General features: G+C 69.0%; 22 protein-coding genes and 3 pseudogenes. 6 read left to right on the top strand and 19 right to left on the bottom strand.

The annotated features are described in order from the left end of the window. The first annotated feature begins 202 nt into the window (after positions 1-202). From ACVV2G_RS00125 to ACVV2G_RS00110, 4 genes are all read left to right on the top strand, one after another. On the top strand, positions 203-1,312 hold the full coding sequence (locus tag ACVV2G_RS00125) for an alkene reductase (protein WP_453840458.1): 1,110 nt from the start codon (positions 203-205) through the stop codon (positions 1,310-1,312). Positions 1,313-1,605: 293 nt separating this feature from the next. After that, on the top strand, positions 1,606-2,358 hold the full coding sequence (locus tag ACVV2G_RS00120) for a glucose 1-dehydrogenase (RefSeq protein ID WP_453840457.1): 753 nt from the start codon (positions 1,606-1,608) through the stop codon (positions 2,356-2,358). A 132-nt stretch (positions 2,359-2,490) separates the two neighbouring features. Further along, the gene (locus ACVV2G_RS00115; protein ID WP_453840456.1) at positions 2,491-2,946 is read left to right on the top strand and encodes an Rrf2 family transcriptional regulator; all 456 of its coding nucleotides are present in this window, start codon (positions 2,491-2,493) and stop codon (positions 2,944-2,946) included. A gap of 778 nt (positions 2,947-3,724) precedes the next feature. Continuing rightward, positions 3,725-5,107, top strand: a complete 1,383-nt coding sequence (locus ACVV2G_RS00110) for an MFS transporter (RefSeq protein WP_453840455.1) — start codon at positions 3,725-3,727, stop codon at positions 5,105-5,107. Positions 5,108-6,341: 1,234 nt separating this feature from the next. On the opposite strand, the gene ACVV2G_RS00105 is transcribed toward ACVV2G_RS00110, so the two are convergent. From ACVV2G_RS00105 to ACVV2G_RS00055, 11 genes are all read right to left on the bottom strand, one after another. After that, the gene (locus ACVV2G_RS00105) at positions 6,342-6,746 is read right to left on the bottom strand and encodes a nucleoside triphosphate pyrophosphohydrolase family protein (RefSeq protein WP_453840454.1); all 405 of its coding nucleotides are present in this window, start codon (positions 6,744-6,746) and stop codon (positions 6,342-6,344) included. Between the two features lie 165 nt (positions 6,747-6,911). After that, complete coding sequence (locus ACVV2G_RS00100; RefSeq protein ID WP_453840453.1) at positions 6,912-8,027, bottom strand: DNA alkylation repair protein; 1,116 nt, start codon at positions 8,025-8,027, stop codon at positions 6,912-6,914. Between the two features lie 13 nt (positions 8,028-8,040). Further along, complete coding sequence (locus ACVV2G_RS00095; RefSeq protein WP_453840452.1) at positions 8,041-8,343, bottom strand: hypothetical protein; 303 nt, start codon at positions 8,341-8,343, stop codon at positions 8,041-8,043. Positions 8,344-8,383: 40 nt separating this feature from the next. Continuing rightward, positions 8,384-9,439, bottom strand: coding sequence for an aldo/keto reductase (locus tag ACVV2G_RS00090; RefSeq protein ID WP_453840451.1), 1,056 nt, complete (start codon positions 9,437-9,439; stop codon positions 8,384-8,386). Positions 9,440-9,607: 168 nt separating this feature from the next. Continuing rightward, positions 9,608-11,047, bottom strand: coding sequence for an NADP-dependent phosphogluconate dehydrogenase (gene gndA, locus ACVV2G_RS00085; RefSeq protein WP_453840450.1), 1,440 nt, complete (start codon positions 11,045-11,047; stop codon positions 9,608-9,610). A 55-nt stretch (positions 11,048-11,102) separates the two neighbouring features. Continuing rightward, positions 11,103-12,011, bottom strand: a complete 909-nt coding sequence (locus ACVV2G_RS00080) for a helix-turn-helix transcriptional regulator (protein WP_453840449.1) — start codon at positions 12,009-12,011, stop codon at positions 11,103-11,105. Positions 12,012-12,080: 69 nt separating this feature from the next. Continuing rightward, complete coding sequence (locus tag ACVV2G_RS00075; protein WP_453840448.1) at positions 12,081-12,542, bottom strand: nuclear transport factor 2 family protein; 462 nt, start codon at positions 12,540-12,542, stop codon at positions 12,081-12,083. A 159-nt stretch (positions 12,543-12,701) separates the two neighbouring features. After that, positions 12,702-13,730: a saccharopine dehydrogenase family protein gene (locus ACVV2G_RS00070; RefSeq protein WP_453840447.1), complete on the bottom strand. Its 1,029-nt coding sequence runs from the start codon at positions 13,728-13,730 to the stop codon at positions 12,702-12,704. Positions 13,731-13,925: 195 nt separating this feature from the next. Further along, positions 13,926-14,906 carry a helix-turn-helix transcriptional regulator gene (locus ACVV2G_RS00065; protein WP_453840446.1) on the bottom strand — a complete coding sequence of 327 codons (981 nt, stop codon included), beginning with the start codon at positions 14,904-14,906 and terminating at the stop codon, positions 13,926-13,928. A 98-nt stretch (positions 14,907-15,004) separates the two neighbouring features. Continuing rightward, a complete protein-coding gene (locus ACVV2G_RS00060; RefSeq protein WP_453840445.1) occupies positions 15,005-15,847 on the bottom strand; it encodes a helix-turn-helix transcriptional regulator in 843 nt (280 codons plus the stop codon). Positions 15,848-15,914: 67 nt separating this feature from the next. After that, positions 15,915-16,505 carry a TetR/AcrR family transcriptional regulator gene (locus ACVV2G_RS00055; protein WP_453840443.1) on the bottom strand — a complete coding sequence of 197 codons (591 nt, stop codon included), beginning with the start codon at positions 16,503-16,505 and terminating at the stop codon, positions 15,915-15,917. Positions 16,506-16,744: 239 nt separating this feature from the next. Between ACVV2G_RS00055 and ACVV2G_RS00050 the strand changes: the two genes are divergently transcribed. Continuing rightward, positions 16,745-17,620, top strand: coding sequence for an alpha/beta fold hydrolase (locus tag ACVV2G_RS00050; protein WP_453840441.1), 876 nt, complete (start codon positions 16,745-16,747; stop codon positions 17,618-17,620). 55 nt (positions 17,621-17,675) lie between these two features. Next, positions 17,676-18,152, top strand: a complete 477-nt coding sequence (locus ACVV2G_RS00045; RefSeq protein ID WP_453840439.1) for a peroxiredoxin — start codon at positions 17,676-17,678, stop codon at positions 18,150-18,152. 390 nt (positions 18,153-18,542) lie between these two features. Here ACVV2G_RS00045 and ACVV2G_RS00040 read toward each other — a convergent pair whose 3' ends face one another. The 8 genes and pseudogenes from ACVV2G_RS00040 to ACVV2G_RS00005 form a co-directional block, all read right to left on the bottom strand. Continuing rightward, positions 18,543-18,662 carry an SRPBCC family protein gene (locus ACVV2G_RS00040; protein ID WP_453840437.1) on the bottom strand — a complete coding sequence of 40 codons (120 nt, stop codon included), beginning with the start codon at positions 18,660-18,662 and terminating at the stop codon, positions 18,543-18,545. 46 nt (positions 18,663-18,708) lie between these two features. Further along, positions 18,709-19,412, bottom strand: a pseudogene (locus tag ACVV2G_RS00035) (aldo/keto reductase); the annotation flags it as partial. A 40-nt stretch (positions 19,413-19,452) separates the two neighbouring features. Then, positions 19,453-20,247: an SDR family NAD(P)-dependent oxidoreductase gene (locus ACVV2G_RS00030; protein WP_453840435.1), complete on the bottom strand. Its 795-nt coding sequence runs from the start codon at positions 20,245-20,247 to the stop codon at positions 19,453-19,455. 134 nt (positions 20,248-20,381) lie between these two features. Beyond that, a complete protein-coding gene (locus ACVV2G_RS00025) occupies positions 20,382-21,206 on the bottom strand; it encodes an aldo/keto reductase (RefSeq protein ID WP_453840434.1) in 825 nt (274 codons plus the stop codon). A gap of 81 nt (positions 21,207-21,287) precedes the next feature. Then, positions 21,288-21,554, bottom strand: a pseudogene (locus ACVV2G_RS00020) (heme-binding protein); the annotation flags it as partial. Between the two features lie 353 nt (positions 21,555-21,907). Further along, a pseudogene (locus ACVV2G_RS00015) lies at positions 21,908-22,054 on the bottom strand (helix-turn-helix domain-containing protein); the annotation flags it as partial. 368 nt (positions 22,055-22,422) lie between these two features. Next, on the bottom strand, positions 22,423-23,544 hold the full coding sequence (locus ACVV2G_RS00010; protein WP_453840432.1) for an FAD-dependent oxidoreductase: 1,122 nt from the start codon (positions 23,542-23,544) through the stop codon (positions 22,423-22,425). 727 nt (positions 23,545-24,271) lie between these two features. Beyond that, positions 24,272-24,487 carry a hypothetical protein gene (locus ACVV2G_RS00005; RefSeq protein WP_453840430.1) on the bottom strand — a complete coding sequence of 72 codons (216 nt, stop codon included), beginning with the start codon at positions 24,485-24,487 and terminating at the stop codon, positions 24,272-24,274. Positions 24,488-24,527: the final 40 nt, after the last annotated feature.

The following is a 24,527-nucleotide window of genomic DNA, read 5'->3' as shown; positions in this document are numbered from 1 at the left end:
AGTGTCGCGTTGCTCGGAACGGCCGTCCTGCGCAGCAGAGGAAAAGTGGGCTCACGGGGACTCGACGCCGCCGACCCGAGGGGGACGGAGCGCCCCCCGGCAGCAGCGGCGAGTGGCGACGGAACGGAACGAGTGCTCCCGCACCACACCTCAGCAGCCGGCCCCACCCGTGCGTGCACCCATCCGAAACGGAGTCACATCAATGACGTCGGCATCGACATCCGCGAAACCGTCTCTCTTCACACCCGCTTCACTCGGAGACATCAGGCTGGCCAACCGTGTCGCGATGGCCCCACTGACTCGGATGCGGTCGGGCTCCTCCGGCATCCCCGGTGACCTGATGGTCGAGCACTACCGGCAGCGAGCGAGCCTCGGCCTGATCGTCACCGAGGGCGTCTACCCCAGCCGCGAGTCGCAGGCCTTCGTGGGGCAGCCGGGCATCGTCACTGACGAGCAGGTGGCCGGCTGGCGGCGGGTGGCCGAGGCGGTGCATGCTCAAGGCGGCCGCATCGTGATGCAGGTCGTGCACGCCGGTCGCGTCACCCACCCCGATGTCAACGGAGGGCGGCGCATCCTGGCTCCCAGCGCGATCGCGATCAACGGCGAGGGACACACGGAGGAGGGCAAGCAACCTTACCCGGTGCCGCAGGCCCTGACCGTCCAGGAGGCCCGAGCGGCACTTGAGGACTTCGTGACGGCCTCCCGCCGGGCGATCGAGGCCGGTTTGGACGGCGTGGAGGTCCACGCCGCCAACGGATACCTGCTGCACGAGTTCCTCTCCGCAGCGTCGAACCACCGCACCGACGAGTACGGCGGTACCCCGACGAACCGGGCCCGCTTCGTCGTCGAGGTGGTGACGGCGGTGGCGAACGCCATCGGCGCCGGGCGGGTCGGGTTGCGGATCTCACCCGAACGCAACATCAAGGACGTCCTGGAGACCGACGGGGACGACGTCCTGGCCACCTATGGCCACCTGCTCGATCAACTGCGCCCGCTGGGTCTGGCCTACCTCTCCCTCCTGCACAAGGAGCCGGGAGGAGACCTGGCCCAGCAGTTGCGCCGGCGCTTCGGTGGCAAGCTGATGGCCAACAGCGGGTCCGTCTCGATCACCACGCGCGAGGAAGCGGTGGAGCTGGTCGAGGCCGCTCACGCCGATGTCGTGGCCGTGGGCCGAGCGGCCATCGCCAACCCCGACCTGGTGGAGCGCTGGCAGGGCGAGCACCCGGAGAACGCGCCGCGCCCTGCACTCTTCTACACATCCGGCGCCGAGGGGTACACCGACTACCCGTTCCTCCAAGGCGAACAGGAGTAGGGAGCCGGGTGGGCCCGACCCCGCCGTCGTTGGGCGCGTCCCGCTTCGCCTTGCGGCCTGTCCCCGGGCGGCCACAAGGCCGCGACACGGCACCACGGCGCGGCAGGGCGGCGAGGCGGGTGGCGTCGGCACACCGCTGAGGCGGGTCGCGCCGAACACCCACAGAAAAGTGTAATCAAAGCTGTTATATTTTCTCTGGGCGGCTGGTGCGCCTTCGGCGTCCTGCACTGGAGGCGGCGGGCTCCCCGCAGCCTGCAGAGCCAGCCTCAGAGCAATTCTTCAAGGAGTGGGCAATGGGACAGCTTGACGGAAAGATCGCCCTGGTCACGGGCGGCACCACTGGTATCGGCCTGGGCGCGGCCCAGCGTTTCGCACGGGAAGGCGCCACCGTCTACGTCACGGGGCGCCGCGAGTCCGAGCTCGATGCCGCCGTGGCAGCGATCGGCGCGGACGCCGTGGGCGTGCGGAGCGACGTGTCCAGGCTCGATGATCTCGACGCCCTGTTCACGACCATCAGGGAGCGCAGCGGACAGCTCGATGTGCTGTTCGCGAACGCAGGAGTGGGCGGTGTCACAGGGTTCGCAGAGGTGACGGAGGAGGAGTTCGAGCGAACGTTCGGCATCAACGTCAAGGGCATGTTCTTCACTGTGCAGAAGGCGCTCCCGCTCCTCACCGAGGGCGCCTCTGTCATCCTCACCTCCTCGACCAACGCCTCCCAGGGAATTCCAGCGATGAGCGTCTACAGCGCCACCAAGGCGGCGGCACGCAACTTCGCCCGGTCTTGGGCAGCCGAGCTGGCGGGACGCAGGATTCGGGTCAACTCGATCAGCCCCGGCCCCGTCGAGACCCCCGGTCTCCTGCGCTTCGCGGGCGACGACGCCGATGCGCAGCGCGAACTCAAGGAAAACTTCGCCAGCTCCATCCCCATGGGGCGTGTGGGGCATGTGGACGAGGTGGCCTCCGCCGCCGTCTTCCTCGCCTCCGACCAGAGCTCGTTCACCACGGGTGCCGAACTCTTCGTCGATGGCGGCCTCGCCCAGGTCTAGGAAGCAGCCGGCCCGCAGGACGTTTCGTTTCCCTCAGCGCCGCCCGGTTTTTCTGTAACTGTTAGAGTTTTAGTATCATCCGCAGCGTGCACGAGCGCCGGTCGGTACTGGCATCCGAGGGAGGCGAGCAGCGTGAGCGCGAACAGTCGTATGAGCCTGGCCGTCCACATCCTGACCTGGCTGGCGTACGACCGGCGGGGCACCGACAAAGAGGTGGCGACGTCCCAGCGCATCGCGACCAGCGTCAACACCAACCCCGTCGTCATCCGGCGCTGCCTCGGGCAGCTCAAAGATGGCGGACTGGTAGAGGTCACCCACGGACGCAACGGCGGCTGGAACCTCGCCCGCCCGGCGGAGAGGATCACTCTCCTGGACGTCTACCAGGCACTCCCCGAGGAGCCGGTCTTCGGCATGCACGCCTCGGATCCCAATGCGGAGTGCTATGTAGGTTTCGGTATCCAGCACGCGCTGGGCCAGGTGTACCAGGAGGCGACCGAGGCTCTCTGCCGGTCGCTGTCGGCCACCACCGTGGCGGACGTCCTGCGCGACACGCTCGCGTTCCACTCCGTATCAGCCGGGGCCCGCTGACCGTTCACGCGGTCGCGACACCCGGCCGCGACAGCTGTGGCCGTCGGCCCGGCGTCCGGCACCCCCTCGTGGCGTACCGATAGGGCGAGTTCGCGTGCCTCGCGATCACCCCTGGCTCGCCAGGCACCAAGGCGGCGGTCGCACGACCGCCGACGCGCTGGGCACCCAAGGGCCATACAACCGTCCACGTGGAGTTCCCGACCGGTGACGAAGGAACTCTCGCCAGTGGCGAGGCGGAGGAGCCGCCGAGGCATCTCTGCCGGCTCCCCCGTACTGCCGAGGGGGTCGTGGGCCGCCAGGCGTTCCCGGCGCGCTCAGCCTCCTCGGGGTCTCGCCCCTGGGATTCGCGGAAGCCCTCGGCCTCGATAGGGCCGGGGGCTGCGCTCCCACTCGATGTGTTCCGTCAGCGCGCGCGACACCGCCGGGCCAGACGCGCCTCCGGGAACCGCGACCACACCGATCTCCGCCACCGCACGCCGCGACGCATCCGCCCTGCGACCGGGGGTGCACGCGGGACCCCCCACGGTCGACGTCCGGTCCGCCGTCGGCCATTGATAAAATGTATCAACCTTAGTTACAATAACGGTTCCGCTTCGGCTGCACGGCCGTGCCGAGCGAGACGCGACCCCTCGCCCCTGGCGCGGGTGCCAGCTACTCGTACGTGCGGCCTCCTCCGCCTTTTCATCAACCCATCCCCCTATGAGGTGGCATGTCCGTCCACACCGGCAGCGATGCCGATACATCTCCGGCCCCGACGGAACACCGCAGGGTGCCCACCGTGACCGTGCCGCGCTTCGTCGCCCTGGCCACGGTCGCCATCCTGGCCACACAGCTCATGCTGCAACTCGACGCGCAGGTGGTGACCGTCGCACTCCCCCAGCTGCAACAGGACCTTGGCTTCTCCCCCGCCGGCCTCTCCTGGGTGCCCAACGCCTACGCGCTGGCCTTCGGCGGACTCATGCTGCTCGGCGGCAGACTCGGCGACGTTCTGGGCCGGGTCAGGGTCTTCACCATCGGAACGGTGTTGTTCGCCCTCGCGTCACTGGCCGCCGGCCTCGCCCCCGACGCGACGATCATGGTCGTCGCCCGGGTGGCGCAGGGAGTCGGAGCGGCCATCGCGGCACCGAGCATCCTGTCCCTGATCACCGCCATCGCCCGCGACGAGCACGCCCGCAGCCGGAACATGGCCCTGTTCACCGCCGCCTCAGCAGTGGGCTCGTCCTTCGGTCTGATCCTCGGTGGCGCGCTGACCGCCTTCTTCTCCTGGCGGTGGGGCCTGTTGATCAACCTGCCCATCGGCGCCGTCGTCGTTCTCGTCGTCCAATGGCTCGTCAAGGAGGACCGGCCGACCGGAGGCCGGGTGGACGTGGCGGGAGCGATCACCGCGACCCTCGGGTCGCTGGCCCTCGTCTACGGCTTCGTGCACGCCGCGGAGACGGGCTGGGCCACCGCGGGAACCGCGGTCACCTTCATCCTCGCTCTCGTCCTGCTCACCACGTTCGTCGCCGTCGAGCGGCGCGTCGGACTCCCGCTGCTCGACCTCTCCCTGGTCCGTCATCGCAAGCGCGCGACGGCACTGGGCGCGATGGGGCTCACCGTGGGGGTCCACTTCTCTCTGCTGTTCACGCTGGTGCAGTTCCACCAACGGGAATTGGGCATGAGCGCCTTGGTCGCCGGCCTGGCCTTCCTGCCCCTGACAGGAACCGTCCTGATCGTCACGCAGTTCGTGCCCGCATTCGTACGGCGGGTCGGAGCCGGTCGGTTGCTCGTCCTCGGCACGGCGCTGGTCACCGTCAGCTTCGTCTGGTTCGCCGGCCTGGACGCCTCCAGCACCTATCTCGGCGGGGTCGTGGCCCCCCTAGTGCTCCACAGCCTCGGCGTCGCCCTCGTGTTCACTCCGGGGACAATGCTGATCATGGAGGGAGTGCCCGCCCGGCACAGCGGATCGATGTCCGGGTTCCTGCAGATGGTTCAGCAGGTGGGCGGCTCCCTCGGCATCGCCGTCATCGTCGCGGTCCACACGAGCGGCGGCGAGCCCGGCGCCTTCCTCCCGGGCCTGGCGGGCGCCTTCTGGACAGCAGCCGGCCTAGGTACCGCCGCCGTGCTCGTTGCCCTCTTCGGTCTCAGCGCCCGACGCTCTCGAAGCCAGCCCGCCGGCTGACCTGACAGCGGGTGTGCTGCACTCAGGTCGGCCCACCGTCTTCGGCAGAGAGTCACCCCAGGGGGCGGGGCGGCGGCGAACGCCACCCGCTGCCCCGCCCACTGGGGTGAGCCACTGGCTTCGAAGGACGGCACTGCCGGACCGTCCCGAAACCATCAACCAGAACGACGGCCCCCGGCTGTCGGCCGTCACTGTGCGCAAGACCGCGCCGCAGCAGTTCTTGGCAGCCCTCGCCGGCCGGCACCGGGCGGATCCGTCTGCCGCCAAGCGGCTCTGCAGGGAGGGCAGGGGACGGGTCGGCAAGACGCGATGGCAGTGAACCACCCCTCGTCCGGCCCCTCACCCTCATCTGCCGGACAGTTGGCCAACGCTACGACGGGAGCACGGGCACGCGACGGCCCGAGCCTCGCACCGAAAGGAACGTCGCCTTCGGCGCGCGCACGTCCGTGTGCCCGCTGCGACAAGGTGGGAGGTGAGGGCTCCGGGCGCAGGCATGAGGGGCTCCATCAGGAGCGCTTCCGACGAGGAGTTCCCCGTGCTGTCAGAGTTCCAGGGGGTCGGCATCCTGACCAACGCCGCGTCTACTCAGTGAGTCATTCGGCTCGACTCCGCTGCCCGCCCGGAAGACTGGCAGTGGAACGCTCGGGGGCTACCTGTGCCACGCCGGTGATCGCACGGGCATCGCCCCTCGTCTTGAAGAATGCCGAGAAGTCGTCTCGATCTTGTATCCGCAGGTCTGCAGTAACAAATGAGGGCGCAGAGGATGTCAGTGAAAGCGAGATGAACGACTCTGGGGCAAGCGCATCGGCGTGCGCATCGCCCGAAAAAGGAACTGAGTCCAGCGGTCAGAACGCCGGCGACGGGTCGTCATAGACACCAGGTCCCGGCTCGCCGGCGACGGTCGGAGGCCATCGAACACGACACGCCCCGCTTCGGTCGCTGTTCCGACGCACAACACCTAGCGCTGCATGCGGACAAGGCAACGAGGTCCCGCACCTGCACGGATGCGACGCGAGGCTGTCGCGGGCGTTCGCCGCCGCGGGAAGGCCGAGCAAGGCGAGCGTTGTCCACGCGGTGCAGGATTTCCTCGTGGAGCCGACCCCGGACACCGGCTCCTGACCGGATCGGGAACCCGCGGTGGGCCGCCGACTTCATTGCCTCGAAGCACGGCGACAGTACCTGCCGCTGTCACTACGCACGGGCGTGGTCATTCCGCGAGACCGACAGCCGCGTGTCAGCTCACGGGCATGCCCTGCAGGGTCCGTCGCAGGCCGTCACCGATGCGATCCAGGGTGGCCTCGTAGGCTTCCGGCATGTCGACGTCGAGTCGATCAGCGAGCACGAAGACCCACCACAAACACTCAGCCAGCTTGTGCCGCAGTTCGGCGTCCACGTCACCGTCGATGCCCCAGGTACGCTCGGCGGCCAGCACCAGGCGCCCGATGTAGGCTGCGTCGTTCGTGAAGCCGAGCGCGAGTTCCGGCAGTGTCCAGGTCCGGCCCAGTACGCGCTGCTCGATCTGCTCGTACTGGGCTCGGACCTGCAGTGCCTTGTCCTCGGCCTCGATGAGGCCGGCCTTCTCGTCGTGTGTCGGCGTCTCGTTCATTAGGTGTCCCTCCAGGGAGATGGTCGGTGTCATTGACGACGCTAGAGGCAGATGCGGACGAATCCGGTCCTGGTTTGTCGGTGTGGTGATGCGGTCTGTCGGCAGACGGGTGACACACGTGACCGATGCGAGGGAACATGGACGGTGATCGCCTGCGGGGGCCCGGAGACCACCCCCGCTTCCCTCCCATGACGCACGTCACGGTGTGTCCGTGGGGGCCAGCTCGAATTCGGACCGGTCGGACTCGACTCCGTTGATCTGAAGGGAGATCGCGTGCCGCCCGGGGTAGTAGCGGCGTGTCGTGATCGGCCGGAACGAGTGCTCCCGCATCACCTCCGTCTGTTCGCCCGGTGCGAGGGTTCGGGTGGCGAGTTTGAAGGTCTTGCCGGTCCGGGTTCCGTTGGCCTTGCGGTGATGCACGATGTAGTCGATCGTCAGCCGCGCCGCAGCAGCACCTACGTTGCGGATCGAGGCTGTGAGCTGGACGCTCCCGCCAAGAGGGACGATGTCCCGGTCCAGTCGGGGCCCGACCACGTCCAGGACCGCGGGAGCGAAGCCGAGCAGTTCCAGTGCACCGAGGTGGCCGCGCTTGACGAGCGTGCGCAGCCCGTGCCGTACCAGGCGTTCCGTGGTGGCGTCCGGGCTGTCCAGCCAGCGGCGCGCCGTGTCGACGACGATCTCGGGGTGGTCGCGGCTGAGGTCGTTGAGGTGGTTGGCGACCGAGCGGCGTACGTATTCGCTCTCGTCCCGGTAGAGGGCGTCCAGGACGGGGACGGTCACTCCGGGACGGGTCAGGATCTGCGGCACCCGTACCGCCCAGGGCAGGTAGGGACGGGTGCCTTCGGAGGCGAGCCGGCGCACGTCGGGGTCCGCCGATCCGGTCCAGCCGCCCACGATGGTGTTGAGCGCCCGGTCTAGGTCGTGTCGCAGCAGTGTCCTGATCGCGAACTCGGAGGAGAGCCGCCCCGTGAGGTCGGCGAGGAGCGCCATGGCGTCGTCGAAGGAGGAGGACTCGTCCTCCTGGACTGCGCGGGTGGCGACCGCGCTGGTGACCGGCCAGATCAGCCATCCGGTGAACTGAGGTGCGTTGTCGCGGGCTGTCCGTACGGTCCGGGCGAGTGTGGCGTAATCGCCCGGCAGGTCCGTCAGCAGTGCGTCGCGCAGCAGGTCGGCGCGCTGTCTGAGGGGCAGCGCGCCGACCTGCCGTGCTGCCGCGTGGAGTGCCGTGAGGCCGGCGTCCGGAGCGGCGGCCCTGATGGCGTGCGTGAGGTTGTGCACGGTGTGGCGGCTGATGAGTTCGTCGGCGAACGGCATGCTGGTCTCTCCGTCATGTGACGTGGTGCAGCGCGGTGGTGAGCTGCCAGTCCACACTGTCGTGATCGATCGTTGCGTGGACGGGAGAGTCCGCCATTTCGCCGGTGATACCGGCCGCGCCGGAGCGGGCGTGCGGCAGGCTGTCGTAGGCGACGATGTCGATGACGCGTCCGTCGTCGGTCTCGACGATGCGTCGCCACAGGAAGCCCGGCTGTCGCTTCAGGTAGGCGTCGATGTCCGCGTTCGCCTTGACGAAGTCGTCGGCGGCGAGGCCCGGCGCCGGGCGCAAGGTGGTGATCTCGAGTGTCTCGGCCATGGTGTGTTCCGTTCTCGTCACGCAGTGCTGTAGGCGGCGGTCAGCGGACGAACGCCTTGGCGGACAGGCCGTTGACCGTGGTGTCGCCCTGCTGGAAGCCGACCATGGACTCGATCATGCTGTGCGGGTAGTCGAGGGTGGGTGCCGTGAGGCTGTTCAGTTCGGTGATCTGCGGGTCGGTGAGCGTGACGTCGAGCGAGGCGAGATTGGCGGCCAGCTGCTCCTGTGTCCGGGCGCCGACCAAGGTGGACGTCACCTCGGAGCGCTGCCGCACCCAGGCGAGCGCCACCGCTGCCACCGTCGTACCGAGGCCGTCGGCGATCTCCCGCAGGGCGTCGAGAAGAACGAAGGTCGGTTCGCTCAGGTAGGAGGCGGCATACGCGGTGCGCCCGGAACCGGCCACCTCGGTGGCGGCGCGCGAGTACTTGCCGGACAGGACACCACTGGCCAGCGGACTCCACGGCGTGATACCGAGTCCGAAGCGGCGGGCGGCTCCGAAGGTCTCGCCCTCGACGCTGCGGGCGAGCAGGGAGTACTCGACCTGGAGTGCGGCGACGGGCTCCCATTCCCGCAGCCGGGCGGTGGTGGCGGCCTCGGCGACCCACCAGGCGGGCGCGTTGGACAGGCCGATGGCGTGGATCTTGCCCGCGCGAACCAGATCGGTGAGGGTGGAAAGGGTCTCCTCGACGGGAGTGTGCCGGTCCCACTGGTGCATCCAGTACAGGTCGATGTAGTCGGTGTTCAACCGGCGCAGAGACGAGTCCAGTTGGGCGCGGATCGCCTTGCGGCCGGCGCCGCCGGAGTTGGGATCGTCGGCCGCCATGCTGCCGCCGAACTTCGTCGCCAGGACGACGCGGTCACGGCGGCCGGGACGCTCGGCGAAGTAGCGGCCCAGGGTCTCTTCGGAGGCGCCGCCGTTGTACATGTTGGCGGTGTCCACGAAGTTGCCGCCGGCGTCGAGGTAGTGGTCCAGCAGCCCGAACGAGGTTTCGGGGCCGGAGCCCCAGCTGCCGTCGTCGAAGTTCATGGCGCCGAAGGCGAGAGGGCTCACGCGGAGCCCGGAGCGGCCGAGGGTGCGGTACGAGGTGAGTGACATGGTGCTTCCTTCTGGGTTCTCGGAGTCGCAGAACTGCGGATGCGGACGATGGTCCGCGGTGGTGTGGACTCCACACTCGCCGACAGGGCCCCCAAGAGGGAGGTTGTGCGAGGGTGGGTGTGCCGCACCCAGGCAGACCGCCGGTGACCGTGGACGTGACGGTCCGGATCAGACGTCTGTTTCAGGGCGGTCGGGATGCGCCCAGTGCGTGTGGAAGGCGCCCTGCCGGTCGATACGCCGGTAGGTGTGAGCGCCGAAATAGTCCCGCTGGCCCTGCAGCAGCGCGGCGGGCAGCCGGTCGGCCCGCAGTGTGTCGTAGTACGACAGTGCCGCGGCGAACGCGGGAACGGGGACACCACGTCGGGCAGCGGAGGCGACGACCTCGCGCCAGGGGACCTGGGCGGCGGTGATCTCCTCGGCGAATCCGGGCTCGGCCAGCAGGCTGACGAGGTCGGGGGCGGTCTTGTGCGCCGTGCGGATGCGGTCGAGGAAGGCGGCGCGGATGATGCAGCCGCCTCGCCAGATGCCGGCCACCGCTCCGAAGTCGATGTCCCAGCCGTAGGCGAGCGCGGCCTCCCGGATCATCGTGAAGCCCTGGTCGTACGCGATGACCTTGGAGGCGTACAGCGCCTGCTCGACCTGTGACGTGAAGCGTTCTGCCTCGGAGCGACTCTTCGGTATGTGCATGCCGCCGGGCAGCGGACGGTAGGCGGTACGCAGGGCGGACTGCCCGGAGGCTGCGCGTGCGAAGGTCGCCTGAGCGATGGTGGTGACGGGGGAGGCGAGGTCGAGAGCGGTCTGTACGGTCCAGCGGCCGGTGCCCTTCTGTCCGGCGGCATCGGCGACCACGTCGACGAAGGGCCTGCCGGTGTCGGCATCCGTGTGGGAGAGCACCTCGGCGGTGATCTCGATCAGATAGGAGTTCAGTCGCCCCTCGTTCCAGGTGCGGAAGATCTCGGCGATCTCGGCCGGACTGTACTGGGCCACTTGGCGGAGCAGGTCGTAGGCTTCGGCGATGAGCTGCATGTCGGCGTACTCGATGCCGTTGTGGACCATCTTCACGAAATGACCGGCGCCGTCGGACCCGATGTGCGTGCTGCAGGCCTCCCCGTGGATATGGGCGCTGATGGTCTCGAACATGGGGCCCAGGACGGCGTAGGCCTCCTTCGAACCGCCCACCATGATGGACGGCCCGTTCAGCGCGCCCTCCTCACCGCCTGAGACACCTGCTCCGACGAAGTGGATACCGCGTGCCTGCAGAGCCGTCCCACGACGCCTGGTGTCGGCGAAGTGGGCGTTCCCACCGTCGATGATCATGTCCCCGGACTCCAGCAGCGGGGCGAATTCGTCGATGACCGCGTCCGTGGCCGCCCCCGCCTGCACCATGATCATGAGGCGGCGGGGACGCTGCAGGGCATCGACGAAATCCCGGGCGGTTTCGGCCGGCACGAAAGTGCCCTCGTGACCGAACTCTTCCATGAGGGCCTTGGTACGCGACGCGGTCCGGTTGTGGACGGCGACCGTGTAGCCGTGGCGGGCGAAGTTGCGGGCCAGATGTCGGCCCATCACCGCGAGTCCGGTGACTCCGATGTGTGCACGTGTGTTCATGATGAACTCTTTCTCTGCCACCTGTACGGCGGAAGACGGGTAAGGGCCGTGGTTGTCATGGCTGCTGTCCGCCCATGGCCGCGAGGTAGGTGAAGGCCTCGGCACTGCGACTTCCCGGGGCGGGAGCTCCGACCAGCAGGTGCTGCCCCGGGACGGCCGCCATGCCATGGACGCGGTACGAGAGCTCGATGTGTCCGGCTGCCGGGTGCGCCACCCTTCTGTACGCGTGGTCCAGGCCGATCGCTGCGCCGTTCTCCCAGCGTCTTGCGAAGTCGGCCGACTCGGCGGACAGGCCGGTGACGAGGTCCGCGATGTCGGTGTCCTGGGGCAGCCGGACGGCATTGAGGCGCAGCGTGTGCAGGGAGCCGGCGGCGGCCACAGGCCATTCGGTGAAGTAGGTCCGCGCCTCGGGGTGTGTGAAGAGGATCCGGAGCAGGTTCTGATCGGTGCCGGCCTCGTCGGCGCCGGCGAAGGGGGACAGCAGTAGTCGGGCGTGCACGTTGGCTGCCAGGAGGTCGAAGCTGGGGCTCAGTACGTAGGCCGCTGCCTGGTGAGAGGCGTCCAGGAGGTGCAGTAGTTCCGGGTGCACCTGTCCGCGGGCGGTGTCGGGACGCAGGTTCGGGTTGAGTCCGGCGAGACGGAACAGGTGGCTTCGCGCGTCGGGGGTCAGACGAAGGGTCCGGGCGAGGGATTCGGCGATCCGGGGCGAAGGGTGTCGCTCGCGGCCTTGCTCCAGTCGGCTGTAGTAGTCGGCGCTGACGTGTGCCAGGACCGCCACCTCCTGCCGGCGCAGTCCATCCACCCGGCGGCTGCGACCACCGGTGCCCAGGCCGACGTCCGCGGGAGCCAGCCGGGACCTGCGGGCCCGCAGGAACTCCCCCAGGGAGTTCTCCCGTGGCTCCCCGGTGTACCCACGGGTTCGTGCCGAGTCCGTGGGCACCATGGAGGGCACGTGCATGCGCATCCGCGCTCCTTCCCGGCTCGGCGCACCAGACGTCGGCGTGCCCGACGCGAGCCGGTCCTTCGGTGCGTTTCAGGCGTCCTGCGGGGTCTTGAGGTGGTAGCGGGTGTCGCCGGTGAAGTCGATGGTGACCTCCCGTCGGGCGAAGGACCACGTCCCCTGACGCCGTTCGAAGCGGTCGCGGTAGCGCCCGCCCGCCACCATCTGCAGGGGCAGGAGGCCGGGCACTGCCTGGAGGATGTTGTAGTACGACCGTGCTTCGGCGCTGTCGTCGTCCTCGTTCACCTCGATGAGGATGTTCGTCGTGATGTGCCGGGTGCGCAGGGTCCCGTCGTCGTGCACGACCAGCATCGAGCTGATCAGGTCCTCGATGGCCTTCCCGCCGCGGAGGCTCACCTCGCCCGACACGAACTCCGCGTTCTCGAAGAGTGCGCCGAACTCCGCGAAGTTGCCCTCGTCGACGAGGTGCGAGTAGCGGGCGATGAGGTTCTCGATCTGTCGGGCGCTGGAGATCGAGGAGGTGGAAGCAGGCATGGCAGTGGCCTTTCGACAGGGGGGTTCGCTCGCCCCGGCGGGCGAACACCCTCAGTCTGTTCGCGCGGCGACCAGCCAGGAAGGACCTGTCTTCCTGGGTGCCATACACCCATGTTCCACTCGGAATCCGCGGGTGGGCCGGCCCGCCCGCGCGTCCCCCTACAGGTCCTTGATCTGCGAGTCACCGACGGCGAGGGCCAGTTCGGGGCCGTAGGCGGAGGAAGGCGACTGGAAGCCGGGAGTGAAGGAGCCGTTCAGTACGCGGCGGGCGATCTCCACGGAGGAGAGCTGGGTGAACCGGTAGCCGGTCGGTGTGTCGATCAGGGCCCGGGTCACGCTGCCGTCCCGGCCGGTGACCTCGGCTACCACCTTGCTGCGTCCCACCTGCCGCTCCTGGGCGGTAGGGCCGTCGGGCAGCGTCGAGAGGTCCAGGTCGATGGGGAGCGGCCGGCCGACCTGCACGTACACCTCGATCGAGGGGACGCCTGTGGCGTAGTGACTGGTGATCAGGTCGCCCATGGACACGGATACGCATTCCTCCGGACCGTCGTCACCGAAGTCGAACGAGGCTGCCTTGGGCTCCGGCAGCGCGACGATGTCCCCGTCCTTGCGGACCAGCACGCCCAGGTCACCAATGCCCTCGGTGGCGCTGACGATCGACCCGCGGGAGAAGAGGTTCAGGCCCTCCGACTCCTCGGGGGTCGCGCTGAGGAGCTTGAGCGCCAGGCGCAGACTGACGGGCTCGGTGACGCGTGCCGCGACGTGGGCGGCCACGCAGTCGCTGGGCACGACGTCCCAGCCGGCGCCGGACATGACCATCACGCCGGCGGTCGCGGCCTCGGCGTGCCGGGAGCGCGCGGCGGCGAACACGTCGTACTCGGCGGTGGTGTCGAGGTAGTGCACACCTTTGTCGATGCAGGCGTCCATCAGCGGGCCCGCGGTGCGGTGGAAGGGGCCGGCCACGTTCAGGACCACGGTGATGCCGTCGAGCGCGTCGCGCACGAGTGCGGGGTCGTCGACCGTGAAAGCGCGGCTGTCGACGCCGAGTTCCTCACCGAGTGCCTTGACGCGCTCCTGGTTGCGGCCGGCCACGACGACGTCGAGTTCCGACTCCTTGGCGTGCTCCGCGACAAGCTTCCCGGTGTAACCGGTGGCTCCGTAGACCAGCAGGCGGGGGGTGGCTGACATGATGCGCTCCCATGAACAGGTAAGAAGTGGGACTGCGGGAAAGGCCGGTCCCGAGCGGTAACCCGCTCGGCGCTGTTGCCTCGCATCCAGGCTAGGAGCAGATCCGGACACGTACGGTCCTGGTCTTTCACCGGTCGCTGCTTGGGACCCGCCTGATCGTCACCACGGCTCTCCTCGTCACCGCCGCTCCGACCGTCACTTCTGCTCGTCGGCTTCCTGCCGACCCGCGCGATTGCCGCGGTACAGGACGTCGAGCCGGGCGAGGAGCGCCTCGCGAACGGTGTCGGGTGACAGCACCTCCAGCGGCGTGCGCAGGCTGAGGAGGTAACCGGCGAGCTGGTCGGGGTCGGACCCGCCGATGCTGATGACCGTCGCGTCCGGCCCGTCCGGTTCATGGGTGGCGACGATGGGTGCCACCAGGCGCCGGGCGTCGTCGTAGGACAGCGGAAGCCGGACCCGGGCGAAAAAGGGATATCCGGTGCGGGTGATGGTGTCGGAGACCAGCTGAGCGGCGTCCGGGGCGTCCAGCACCTCGACCACTTCCCCGGTGGACTCGACCTCCACGACCCGGTCCGCACGGAACGTCCGCCAGGCCGATCGTCCGACGTCGCGGGCCACGAAGTACCAGTGTGCGCCGGTGTACACGAGGCGGTGCGGATCGACGCACCGGACCGTGGTGGTGCCGTGCATGTCGCGGTAGGTGAGTGTGGTGCGCTCGGAGGCCCGGCAGACGGAGGCCAGGAGCAACAGCACGTCGGCGGACGCCCGGGGGGTCTCGCAGCGCGGGGTGTGTTCGACGGTGGCGTCGAGGCCCGCCAGCCGCCTCGCCATCCGGGTGGGGAGGATCTGCCGCAGCTTCAGCAGTGCCGACAGGGCTGCCGGGTCGGCACCCAGTGCCGACCCGTGTGCGGCTTCCCTGAGCGCCACGGCCACGGCGAAGACCTCGTCGTCGTCCAGGTTCAGCGGCGGCATGCGGTTGCCCGCACCGAAACGATAGCCGCCACCCGGCCCCGGTACGGACTCCACGCCGTAACCGAGCTCACGCAGCTTGTCGACGTCCCGGCGCACCGTGCGCTCGGTGACGTCCAGTTGCCGCGCGAGTTCCGCGTTGGACCAGGTGGGCCTCCTCGACAACAAGGACACCAACCGAAGCAGCCGAGCGGAAGTGGTGATCATGGAACGAACCTATCCGGGAGCCGCGAACGGGGCGGTTCCGCGTGGATCGGAGGTGGCGTGTAGCTCCCTCACCCCCGCGTCGCAGCCTCGGCAGGGCATCACACGATGGTCGTCGCGCCGCGCTCGGCCGGCGCCACGAGGGACGTGACCGCCGCGGCGCTCGCACTGCCGGGCTCGGGAACGCCGACCAGAAGCTGCTGTCCTGGAGCGTCGTGGACGTCGAAGGTCTGGTACGTCAGCTCGATGCGACCGACGCCGGGCAGCACGAAGACCTTGTACGCGCGGGTCATGCTCTCGACCTCGTTCTCCTGCCACAGCCCCCGGAAGTCCGGCGATTCCTGCGACATCTCCGCCACGAGGCAGCTGATGCCGGGGTCGTCGGGGAACCGTCCCGCGTGCAGCCGCAGCGCGTGCACCGTGGCGCGCGCCACGACGGGCCACTCGACGAAGACCTCTCGTGCACGGGGGTGCTGGAACAGCACCCGGACCATGTTCGAGGTGCCCTCGAAGGGTGCGAGGAGCGCGGTGGCGATGGCGTTCTTCGCGAGTACGTCGAAGGCGGGGCTCAGCACGTAGGCGGCTGCTGCGGGAAAGGCGTCCAGCAGGTGCAGCAGGGAGGGGTGAACCAGATCGCGGTCCGCGGCCGAGGTGAGTGCGGGGTGAAGGCCCGCCAGCCGGAAGAGATGGGTCCGCGCGTCCGGTGTCAGGTGCATCGCCCGGCCCACCGCGTCGACCACCTGCGGTGACGGGTGGCGCTCGCGCCCTTGTTCCAGGCGGGCGTAGTAGTCGACGCTCACGCCGGCGAGCACAGCCACCTCTTCCCGCCGCAGGCCCTTGACTCGCCGGCTGCCACCACCTGCGAGCAGACCCACGTCGGACGGTTCGGTGCGGGCACGGTTCGCGCGCAGGAAAGCGCCGAGTTCGTTCTGTGGCTGCTGCATTTTCCGACCTGTCGGTTGGGGTGGACGGGAGGGTGATGTAGGGACCGGCCGGGCGGCACGGCCCTCTCTACCGGGCTTTCCGCCCGTCCTCGAGAACGGTAGAGACAGTCCGCATCAAGTGCTCACGCACCGATTGCGGATCGTCCAGGTCTCCCCCAGCCATCGCACCATCCCGCAGAAGCACGAGCACCGCGGTGGTGTGCTCGCTGTCGGTGCAGCCCGCAGCGGTCACGAGGTTCAGGACCGTCTGCCGGAACCAGGTCCGGTGGGCCTGGACCGCCCGCCGGACCGGATGCCCGGGGTCCGGGTACTCGGCGGCGGCGTTGATGAACGGGCAGCCACGGAAGCCCGGCCCGCAGATCTCCGCCCCGATGCCCGCCATCATCATCAGCAGCAGGGCCTCGGGGTCGGTACTCGTCCGAAACGCCTCCGTCACCACCGACCTGATCTGCTGGTCGCGTTGCTCGACATGGGCGAGCACGAGATCTTCCTTGCTGGGGAAATGGCGGTAGAAGGTGACCCGGGTGACCTGGGCCTCAGCGATGATGCGGTCCACGCCGACGTGACGGATGCCGTCGGCGTAGAAGATGGCGGAGGCCGTCTCCAGGAGCCGGGCTCGGGCCGGAGACGCTGTCGCGGGGGCTTGGGGCGGGGTCATGACACCACTCTACCGGAACGACCGTTCTTCAGCAGGACGGCGAGGCGGCCACACCCTCTGCCTCTCGGGTACAGATGACTCACGGCCGGCCAACTCCTCTCGCCACGCAGCTTCCAGTGATCCAGTCGTCGATTGACGAAGACCAAAGCAAGCAGTACGGTCAGCAAAGTAGATAGAACGTTCCATCTACCCATGGAGCCCTCCGGGTCTCCTCATGCCACCAGCAGAGAAGGCACACCATGTCCCGACGTCACACCCAGCCCGTACGCCGTACCCGTCGCGCCGTACTCGCGGTCGCCGGTGCGGCAGCCCTGGCCGCCGTCGCAGTCCCCGCTCTCGCCAGCAGCCCTTCGGATGACGGGAAGACCGTCACGGCCGCAGCTGCCGCCTCGCACTCGGCGCCGAAGCCGACCGTCCTGCTCGTACACGGCGCCTGGGCCGACTCCTCCAGTTGGAGCCCGGTGATCGACCGGTTGCAGGCCCAGGGATATCCCGTACAGGCGATCGCCAACCCCCTGCGCGGGCTCGCCTCGGACGCGGCCTATGTGAAGAGCCGGATCGAAAGCATCGGGGGTCCGGTCGTCCTGGTCGGGCACTCCTACGGCGGCGCGGTCATCGGGGAGGCTGCCACGGAGGAGCCCCATGTGAAGGCACTCGTCTACGTCGCGGCCTTCACGCCGGACAAGGGCGAGTCACTCGGCGCGCTGGTCGCCAAGAATCCCGGCTCGCACGCCACACCGGACGCGCTGAACCCCGTTCCCTTCGACATGGGCAACGGCGTGAGCGGCGTGGACCTCTCCATCAAGCCCGACAAGTACCGTGACGTGTTCGCCGCGTCCCTGTCCGCACGCAAGGCCAACAGCCTCGCCGCCGTGCAACGGCCGATCAGCGCCGCGGCCCTCGAGGAGACCGCGACGAACGCCGCCTGGCGAGACATTCCCTCCTGGTACCTGGTCACGCGCCAGGACCACGCTCTGCCCCCGGCCACCCAGCGCTTCATGGCCAAGCGGGCTCACGCGCACACCACCGAGGTCAACGCGCCCCACGCCGTCATGCTGACCCGCCCGGACACCGTGACCGGTCTGATCCGGCAGGCTGCGACGGCCACCCGATGAACGGCACGGCGTTCGCACCGGCTCACCCAGCACAGACGGCATACAAGGAGACACAATGGCAGGCTCGATAGAAACAGGGAGTACGGCGCCGGAGTTCGTCCTCTCCGGAGGCGTGCTGCGCGGTGGTGGCTTCGCCCGGGGGACCTACAGGCTCGACATCGAACGCGCGCGCCCCCTGGTCCTCGCCTTCTACCCGCAGGACAACTCAGGTGTCTGCACCAAGCAGTTGTGCTCCTACTCGAGCGGGCTGGAGCAGTTCACCGAACTGGGTGCCGAGGTCTGGGCCATCAGCCCGCAGGACGTCGACAGTCACGAGGAGTTCGCCCGCACGAACAACCTCCGCATGCCCCTGCTCAGCGATCCGGACCGCACCGTGGCCAAGCTCTTCGGCGTCGCCGCCCCCGGCGTCGGCCTGAGGCGCTCGGTGTTCCTCATCGCCCCCGGAGGGCGGATCGCATGGAAGCACGCGGCGCTTGTCGGCTTGACCTGGCAGCCCCTGGAAAAGCTCACCACGGAACTCTCCCTGCTCTGAGCCTCCGGGCCGCTGCCCGGGCGCTCGCCGCCTGGGCACCCGACAGCGCCGCAGCAGCAGGCGGCGTTGCAGTGCTGGTCCTCCAGGTGGCGACGACGAGCCGAGGTCAGTGGCACAGGCAGAACAGCGAGGGGCCCGGCTGGCCAGGCGACCAGCCGGGCCTCTCGCTGCGGGGCCTGCTGCGGTGTCCGGTCACAGGCCATCCGCCATCAGGACCCGGTCCTGGTGACCTCGGCCATGGCGTCGCGAGGGCCGTGGCCACGGCCTCCAGCCCGTCACGGTAGATCTCCGTGTCTTCTCCGTGCCCGGCAGGCCGGAGGCCGCCGAGATCCAGTGGAGTGGACGCTTCGTTCCCCGAAGGCGTGAGTGACGAGGAGGCCAAGACCCTCTTCACCGGCCGGTCTTCGGGATGTACGGCAGCCAGTCGGGCAGGGAGTGGAAGCCGCCGATCAGTTCCCAGACCTGCTCGGGGGAGGCCTGGACGACGCGGCTCACGGAAGTGGAGGCCATGGCGGCTTCTTCACGTGGGGGATGCGGGGAGGGGGTACGGGGGCGGTCAGACGCCAGCGGGGAGCGGGGGCGCCGGGGTGAGCAGGCCGGCAGCGCGCAGGTCGTGCCAGAAGGCGGCGGGGATCTCCTCGCGCAGGGCGCCGAGGTCTTCGGCTGTGCGAGAGGGGCGGGTGGCGCGGGAATCGCGGCGGCTGCGGCCGGGTGGGCGAGCGCGAACTGGAGCACGGCGGCCTTGATGGACACCCCGTGCCGGTCGGTCAGTTCCCGGATGCGCCGGACGGTTTCCAGGATGTGCGCCGGGGCCTCCTGGTACTCGAAGTGGGTGCCGCCGGCCAGGACTCCGGAGCTGTAAGGGCCGCCGACGACCATGTCGACGCCCTGTTCCTGCGCCGCGGGCAGCAGCCGCTGGAGGGCCTGGCGATGGTCCAGCAGGGTGTAGCGGCCGGCCGGCAGGAAGCCGTCGGGGCGCGGCTCGTCCAAGGCGAGGGCGAGCTCGACGGGCTCAACACGGCTGACGCCCAAGCCCCAGGCCTTGATCACACCCTGATCGCGCAGCTCGTCCAGGACCCGGAAGGCACCGGTGCGGGCCGTCTCGGCCCGGGCGAGCCATCGGTCACCGTGGAAGTCCTGGGCGGTGTCGTGCACCCAGACGACGTCGAGCCGGTCGGTGTTCAGCCGCTTGAGGCTGTCCTCGATGGAGCGCTTGTTCGCGTCAGCGGTGTAGTCGTCGACCATCTTGTTGAGGCGACCGTCCACGAGTGGGACCAGAAGCCGGCGGCTGCCGGGCTGCTCAGGGCAGGATCGAGTCGACGTAACCACCGTCGACGCGCAGGGCGCCGCCGGTGGTCGCGGACGCGTAGGACGAGGAGAGATAGACGACCATGTGGGCGATCTCCTCGGGCTCGATGAGGCGCTGGATCAGGGACTGCGGGCGATGTTCGATCATGAACTCGCGCTGCGCCTCGTCCCAGGGCAGCTTGTTGCCGACCAGCTCACGGACGAAGTCCTCGACGCCACCGGTGTGCGTCGGGCCGGCAATGACGGAGTTGACGGTCACGCCCGTGCCGGCCGCCTCCTTGGCGAAGCCGCGGCTGACGGCGAGCAGCGCGGTCTTGGTCATGCCGTAGTGGATCATCTCGGCGGGGACGACCACGGCCGAGTCGCTGGCGAGGTTGAGGACGCGGCCCCAGCCCCGTTCCGTCATGCCGGGCAGATAGGCGCGGATCAGCCGGACGGCGGAGAGAACGTTCACCTCGAAGTAGCGGCGCCACTCCGCGTCGTCGATCTCCAGCGGGGCGGCAGTGCCGAAAATGCCCAGATTGTTGACCAGGATGTCGACTGTCGGAACGGCCTCCAGTACGGCCGCGGCACCCGCCTCGGTCGCCAGGTCGCCCACGGCGGCGATGACGTCGTCGTTGCCGGAGTCGGCACGCACCCGGTCCACCGCGGCCGTGACGCGCTCCGTGCCCCGGCCGTTGACGGCGACCCGGGCCCCGGCGCGGGCGAGGCCGACTGCAATGGCGTGTCCGATGCCCTGGGTGGAGCCGGTGACCAGGGCGGTGCGGCCGGAAAGGTCGATCTGCACGATGGTTCCTCCTTGTCGAGGGTGTGAGGCTGTAGGTAAATCGATACCGATGTGAGCCAAGGCCGGTGTGCGGCAGGTGCCCCGAGTACCCGCCCCTGTGATGCGAGGGGCAGGACGGGCAGTCGGGGCGGTGGTCAGTTGAGGGTGTCGGGGTCCGGGCCGGTGCGCAGACCGCGGTCCGAGCCCGCGATGGCGGACATGTCGGTGTCGCTCAGCTCGAAGCCGAAGACGTCGAGGTTCTGCCGGATGCGCTCGGGGGTGACGGACTTGGGGATCACGATGTTGCCGCTCTGCAGGTGCCAGCGCAGCACCACCTGCGCCGGGGACACGCCGTGCGACCCCGCGATCTTCACGATCGGCTCGTCCCTGAGGACGGCACCCTGGGCCAGCGGGCTCCACGCCTCGGTGGCGATGCCGTGCTCGGCGTGGAAGGCGCGCAGCTCGTCCTGCTGGAGCGCGGGGTGGAGCTCGATCTGGTTGACGGCCGGGGTGACGCCGGTGTTCTCCTGGAGCCGCCGCAGGTCGGGAACCCGGAAGTTGGAGACGCCGATGGCGCGGGCGCGTCCGCTCGCCAGGATCCCCTCCAGCACGTTGTAGGTCTCCACGTACAGGTCACGGGCCGGGGTGGGCCAGTGGATCAGGTAGAGGTCGACGTAGTCGAGGCCGAGCTTGTCCAGGGAGGCGTCGAAGGCGGCCGGGGCCTTGCCCTTGCCCTGGTCGTCGTTCCACAGCTTGGTCGTGACGAAGAGTTCCTCGCGGGGAAGGCCGGAGGCGTTGAGGGCTCTGCCGACGCCTCCCTCGTTGCCGTAGACCGCAGCGGTGTCGATACTGCGGTAACCGGCCTCGAGGGCGCTGGCGACGGCGGCGGTGGTCTCCTCGTCGGGGACCTGGAAGACGCCGAAGCCGAGCTGCGGCATGACCACACCGTTGTTGAGTGTCACGTTCGGGATGGCAGTCATGAGGGGCCTTTCGGTGGTGCTGTCGGTACTTTTCTTGCCGGTCAGTGCTGATCGACGCCGGCCGGTGCGAGCGGAGGCCGGTCAGAGGGCCTGGAGCGCGGTCCGGGCGAAGCCGTGGTTCTGCTCGGAAGCTCCGCCGCCGAGCCCGAGGGCGCCGATGAGCTGACCGTCGCGGTGGACGGGCACTCCGCCGCCGATGGACAGCAGGGGCTTGTTCATCGCGGTGGGCAGCGAGCGGAAGGGGCCGTCCGGCTTGACCGGGTCGGCGAGTTCGGCGGTCGGTGCGTTCGGTTGCAGGGCGGTGTGGGCCGTGGCGGTGCCGGTCTCGCCGGAGATGAGCACGGCGCGCCCCGCCCATGCGGACGTCGCTTGGTCCTCGTGTTCCTGAACGCGGCCCGCACGGCGACCACCACGGCGGCGCACGCACGCAGTTCCTCCACCACGGCCGGGGCCGGCCGCACCGGGGAGCCGAGCGCGGCCCGCATGTCGTCGAGGTCGTCCGCCAGGGCCGCGGCCTGCCCGGTGGTCCGGCCGACGACGAGGAGCCTGTCGCACAGCCCGGAAGCCACCAGAGTGCCCGTGACGGCCTGCCCGACCGCGCCGGGTTCCGATGGACGCCCACGGCGGGCACCCGGGCCGTCACGCGGCCACCTCGGCGATCCTGTCCCCCATGCCCTGGGCGGCCGGGTGACAGAAAATCGGTCAAGTGCCCTACGGCCGTTCTCGACGCCAGCGACCCAATCCTCTGACCGGTCGAGGGAATCCGCTAGTTCAACCTGGGTCAGTCCGGCTGCATTCCGGGCGATACGGACGCGTGTGCCGATGTGCTCGTCACTGCTGAGGGGCATACTGGTCTCCTCGTTCTGACCTCGGCAATCGGAACGCTACTCCGATCTGCGCCCCCTCGTCGCTCCCGAGTCGACGAGGGGGGCGCAGCTGCCCGCTGTCAGTGCCTCCCGCTCACCTCCGCGAGCTGGGGCGCGGCGGGTGCTTCGCCTTTCACCCGGCGGCGAACGTGATGAGCCCGGGGATCAGGGACAGGACGAGGGGGCTGATGCTGTCCGGCATCGGGGGCGGGCACGATCGTCGGCGTGCACTCGCAGGCCACGAAGTTCCTGCTTGAGCACAGCTCGACATGCACGTGTCGATGGTCGGCCGCGCCCTCGACGGCGACGTCCTCCCTCAACCCCGGCAGTTCAAGAACTGGGCACGTGTTTCAGGAGTGATCGAACAGAGTGGCTACGCTCTGCGGTGCTTCCCGGCCGAAGAAGATCTCCAGGTTCTTCGCCGAGCGGTCGGCGACGTCGCTACTACGCGGGAACAGCCGCTCTTCGTAGGCGGTGAGCGCGACCTCGACGTCAGGTTGCTCAACCAGCTTGCCCGCCAGGTCAGCGCCGTCGTACATGGCAAGGTTCGCACCCTCGCCGGCGAAGGGCGACATCAGATGCGCGGCGTCGCCGACGAGCGTCACGCCGGGCACCCTGTCCCATGTGAGGCCCACGGGCAGGGCATAGATGGGTCGGAGCCACGGTTCCGCGTCGCTCTGCGTCACGAAGGCGGTAAGCAGCGGCGACCAGCCATCGAACTCGTCGGCAAGTTGACGCAGGCCCGCGGACGGGTCGCCGAAGTCGATCGACCTCATCCACCCCTCGGGCTTGTTCAGCGCCACGTATCCGCGCACATGCCCGTCGGCGTAGCGATGGACGATGATGCCTTTGCCCGGCGCGACCGCCATCAGCGTGCCGCCGCCGATCGCGGCCACGCTCGCCCGACAGCCCTGGCCGCCCGGGGCGAGAGCGATCTCGATGAAGCAGGTTCCGCTGTAGAGAGGCTTGGCGGGGGTGAGCAACGGACGCACCTTCGACCAGGCACCGTCCGCGCCGATGACGATGTCCGCGCGCGTGGCGGAACCTTCCGCGAAGGTGAGGTCGTAGCCACCCTCCACACGGTGCCGGACCGAGGCGAGCTTGTGACCCCACCTGATCGTCCCGGGCGCCAGCGAGTCGATGAGCAGGCGTCTGAGTTCGCCACGATCCACCTCTGGACGGGCCGAACCGGGGTCCGCAGGCATGTCGAACAGAATCGTGCCGTGGCGGTCGACCACACGCTTGGCGTCCTCGCCCGGACGGACCAGAGTGAGGAACTCGTCGTACAGACCGGCTGCGCGAAGCGCGACCTGGCCGGTCTCTACGTGAATGTCGAGCAGGCCGCCCTGCGCACGGGTCGTCGCCGAAGCCTCACCCTCGTGAATCGTCGCGGCGACACCGTGAGCCTGAAGCACCCGGGCGAGCGTCAACCCGCCCAGTCCCGCTCCGACAATGACGATGGTCTTCTGCATGCTGCGCTCCTCCGTCGCGCCGACACGCGCCGGCGATGGTCAGCGCCAAAAGCGGACGGGACGTCCGATCTCGGCAAGGAGACGCTCACCGATCAGAACCATCTGCATCGATGTACGAGCGATGTCCGGCGGGTGGGCCCGCGGAACATCGTTTTTCGCGACCTTGTGACTATAACTCGGCATCAGGTGAGGCACTGGGCCTCCTGGCACCGGCACCAGGCAACAGCCCGACGCAGCCGCTACCGACGAACCCCCGACGAATCCGCCGGGTGGATGACGAAACCAGAATGGAGTACTAGTACTCCAGCAGGACTTTGCTGTCTGACCTGCGGGTTTCGCTGGGCGGCTGGAGTGTAGCGGGACTTCGATCGTGCGGGGGCGGTCTCACGGAGACCGCCCCTCGATCGTGCGACAACGCCGTAGGTAGTGACAGCGGCGGGCGACTGCTTGGCGTCGGCGGCGCCAGTTCGACCAGCTCAGCGCGTGGTGTCGTCCTCGGTGTCCGGCCAGGTGCGAGGGCCGGGCACGACAAGCTGCCAGGAGTCGCCGAACCTCCGCCACTGTGAGCTCGACTGCCCCGGCTGTCGGGGGCTGAGACTGGTGGGCTCGCATGTTGAGGTGCCGCGTATTCGTCAGCGGAGACCGATTCTCGCCCTCAGGGCGTGACAGACAGTGATCGCCGGGAAGTCTCGCCTCCGCTGGGTGCCTCGTGATCGCGATTCGCCGCTTACTCCAGGTAGAGAGCTGCCAAGCGTGGCAGGTGGCGAGTCATTTCGCTGTGGTCGTCGAAGTCGAAGTCCCAGGTGGGGTCCAGCTCCGGGTAGCGGATGGTGAATGCGTCGTCCGGGAGTTGCTTGCCGGTCGCCATGACGTGTGCGTTCCAGACGATACTCAGCGTCTCCTCGCACTCGAGGTCGATTCCGTCGGCTGCTGCAGCTCGCACGATGGGCACTTCTGCGAGGGCATCGGGGTCAGCGACTATG

The organism is Streptomyces sp. JK94, assembly GCF_053613315.1.
Note: the sequence above shows the minus strand (reverse complement) of the source record. Positions and strands in the feature narration are given on the sequence as shown.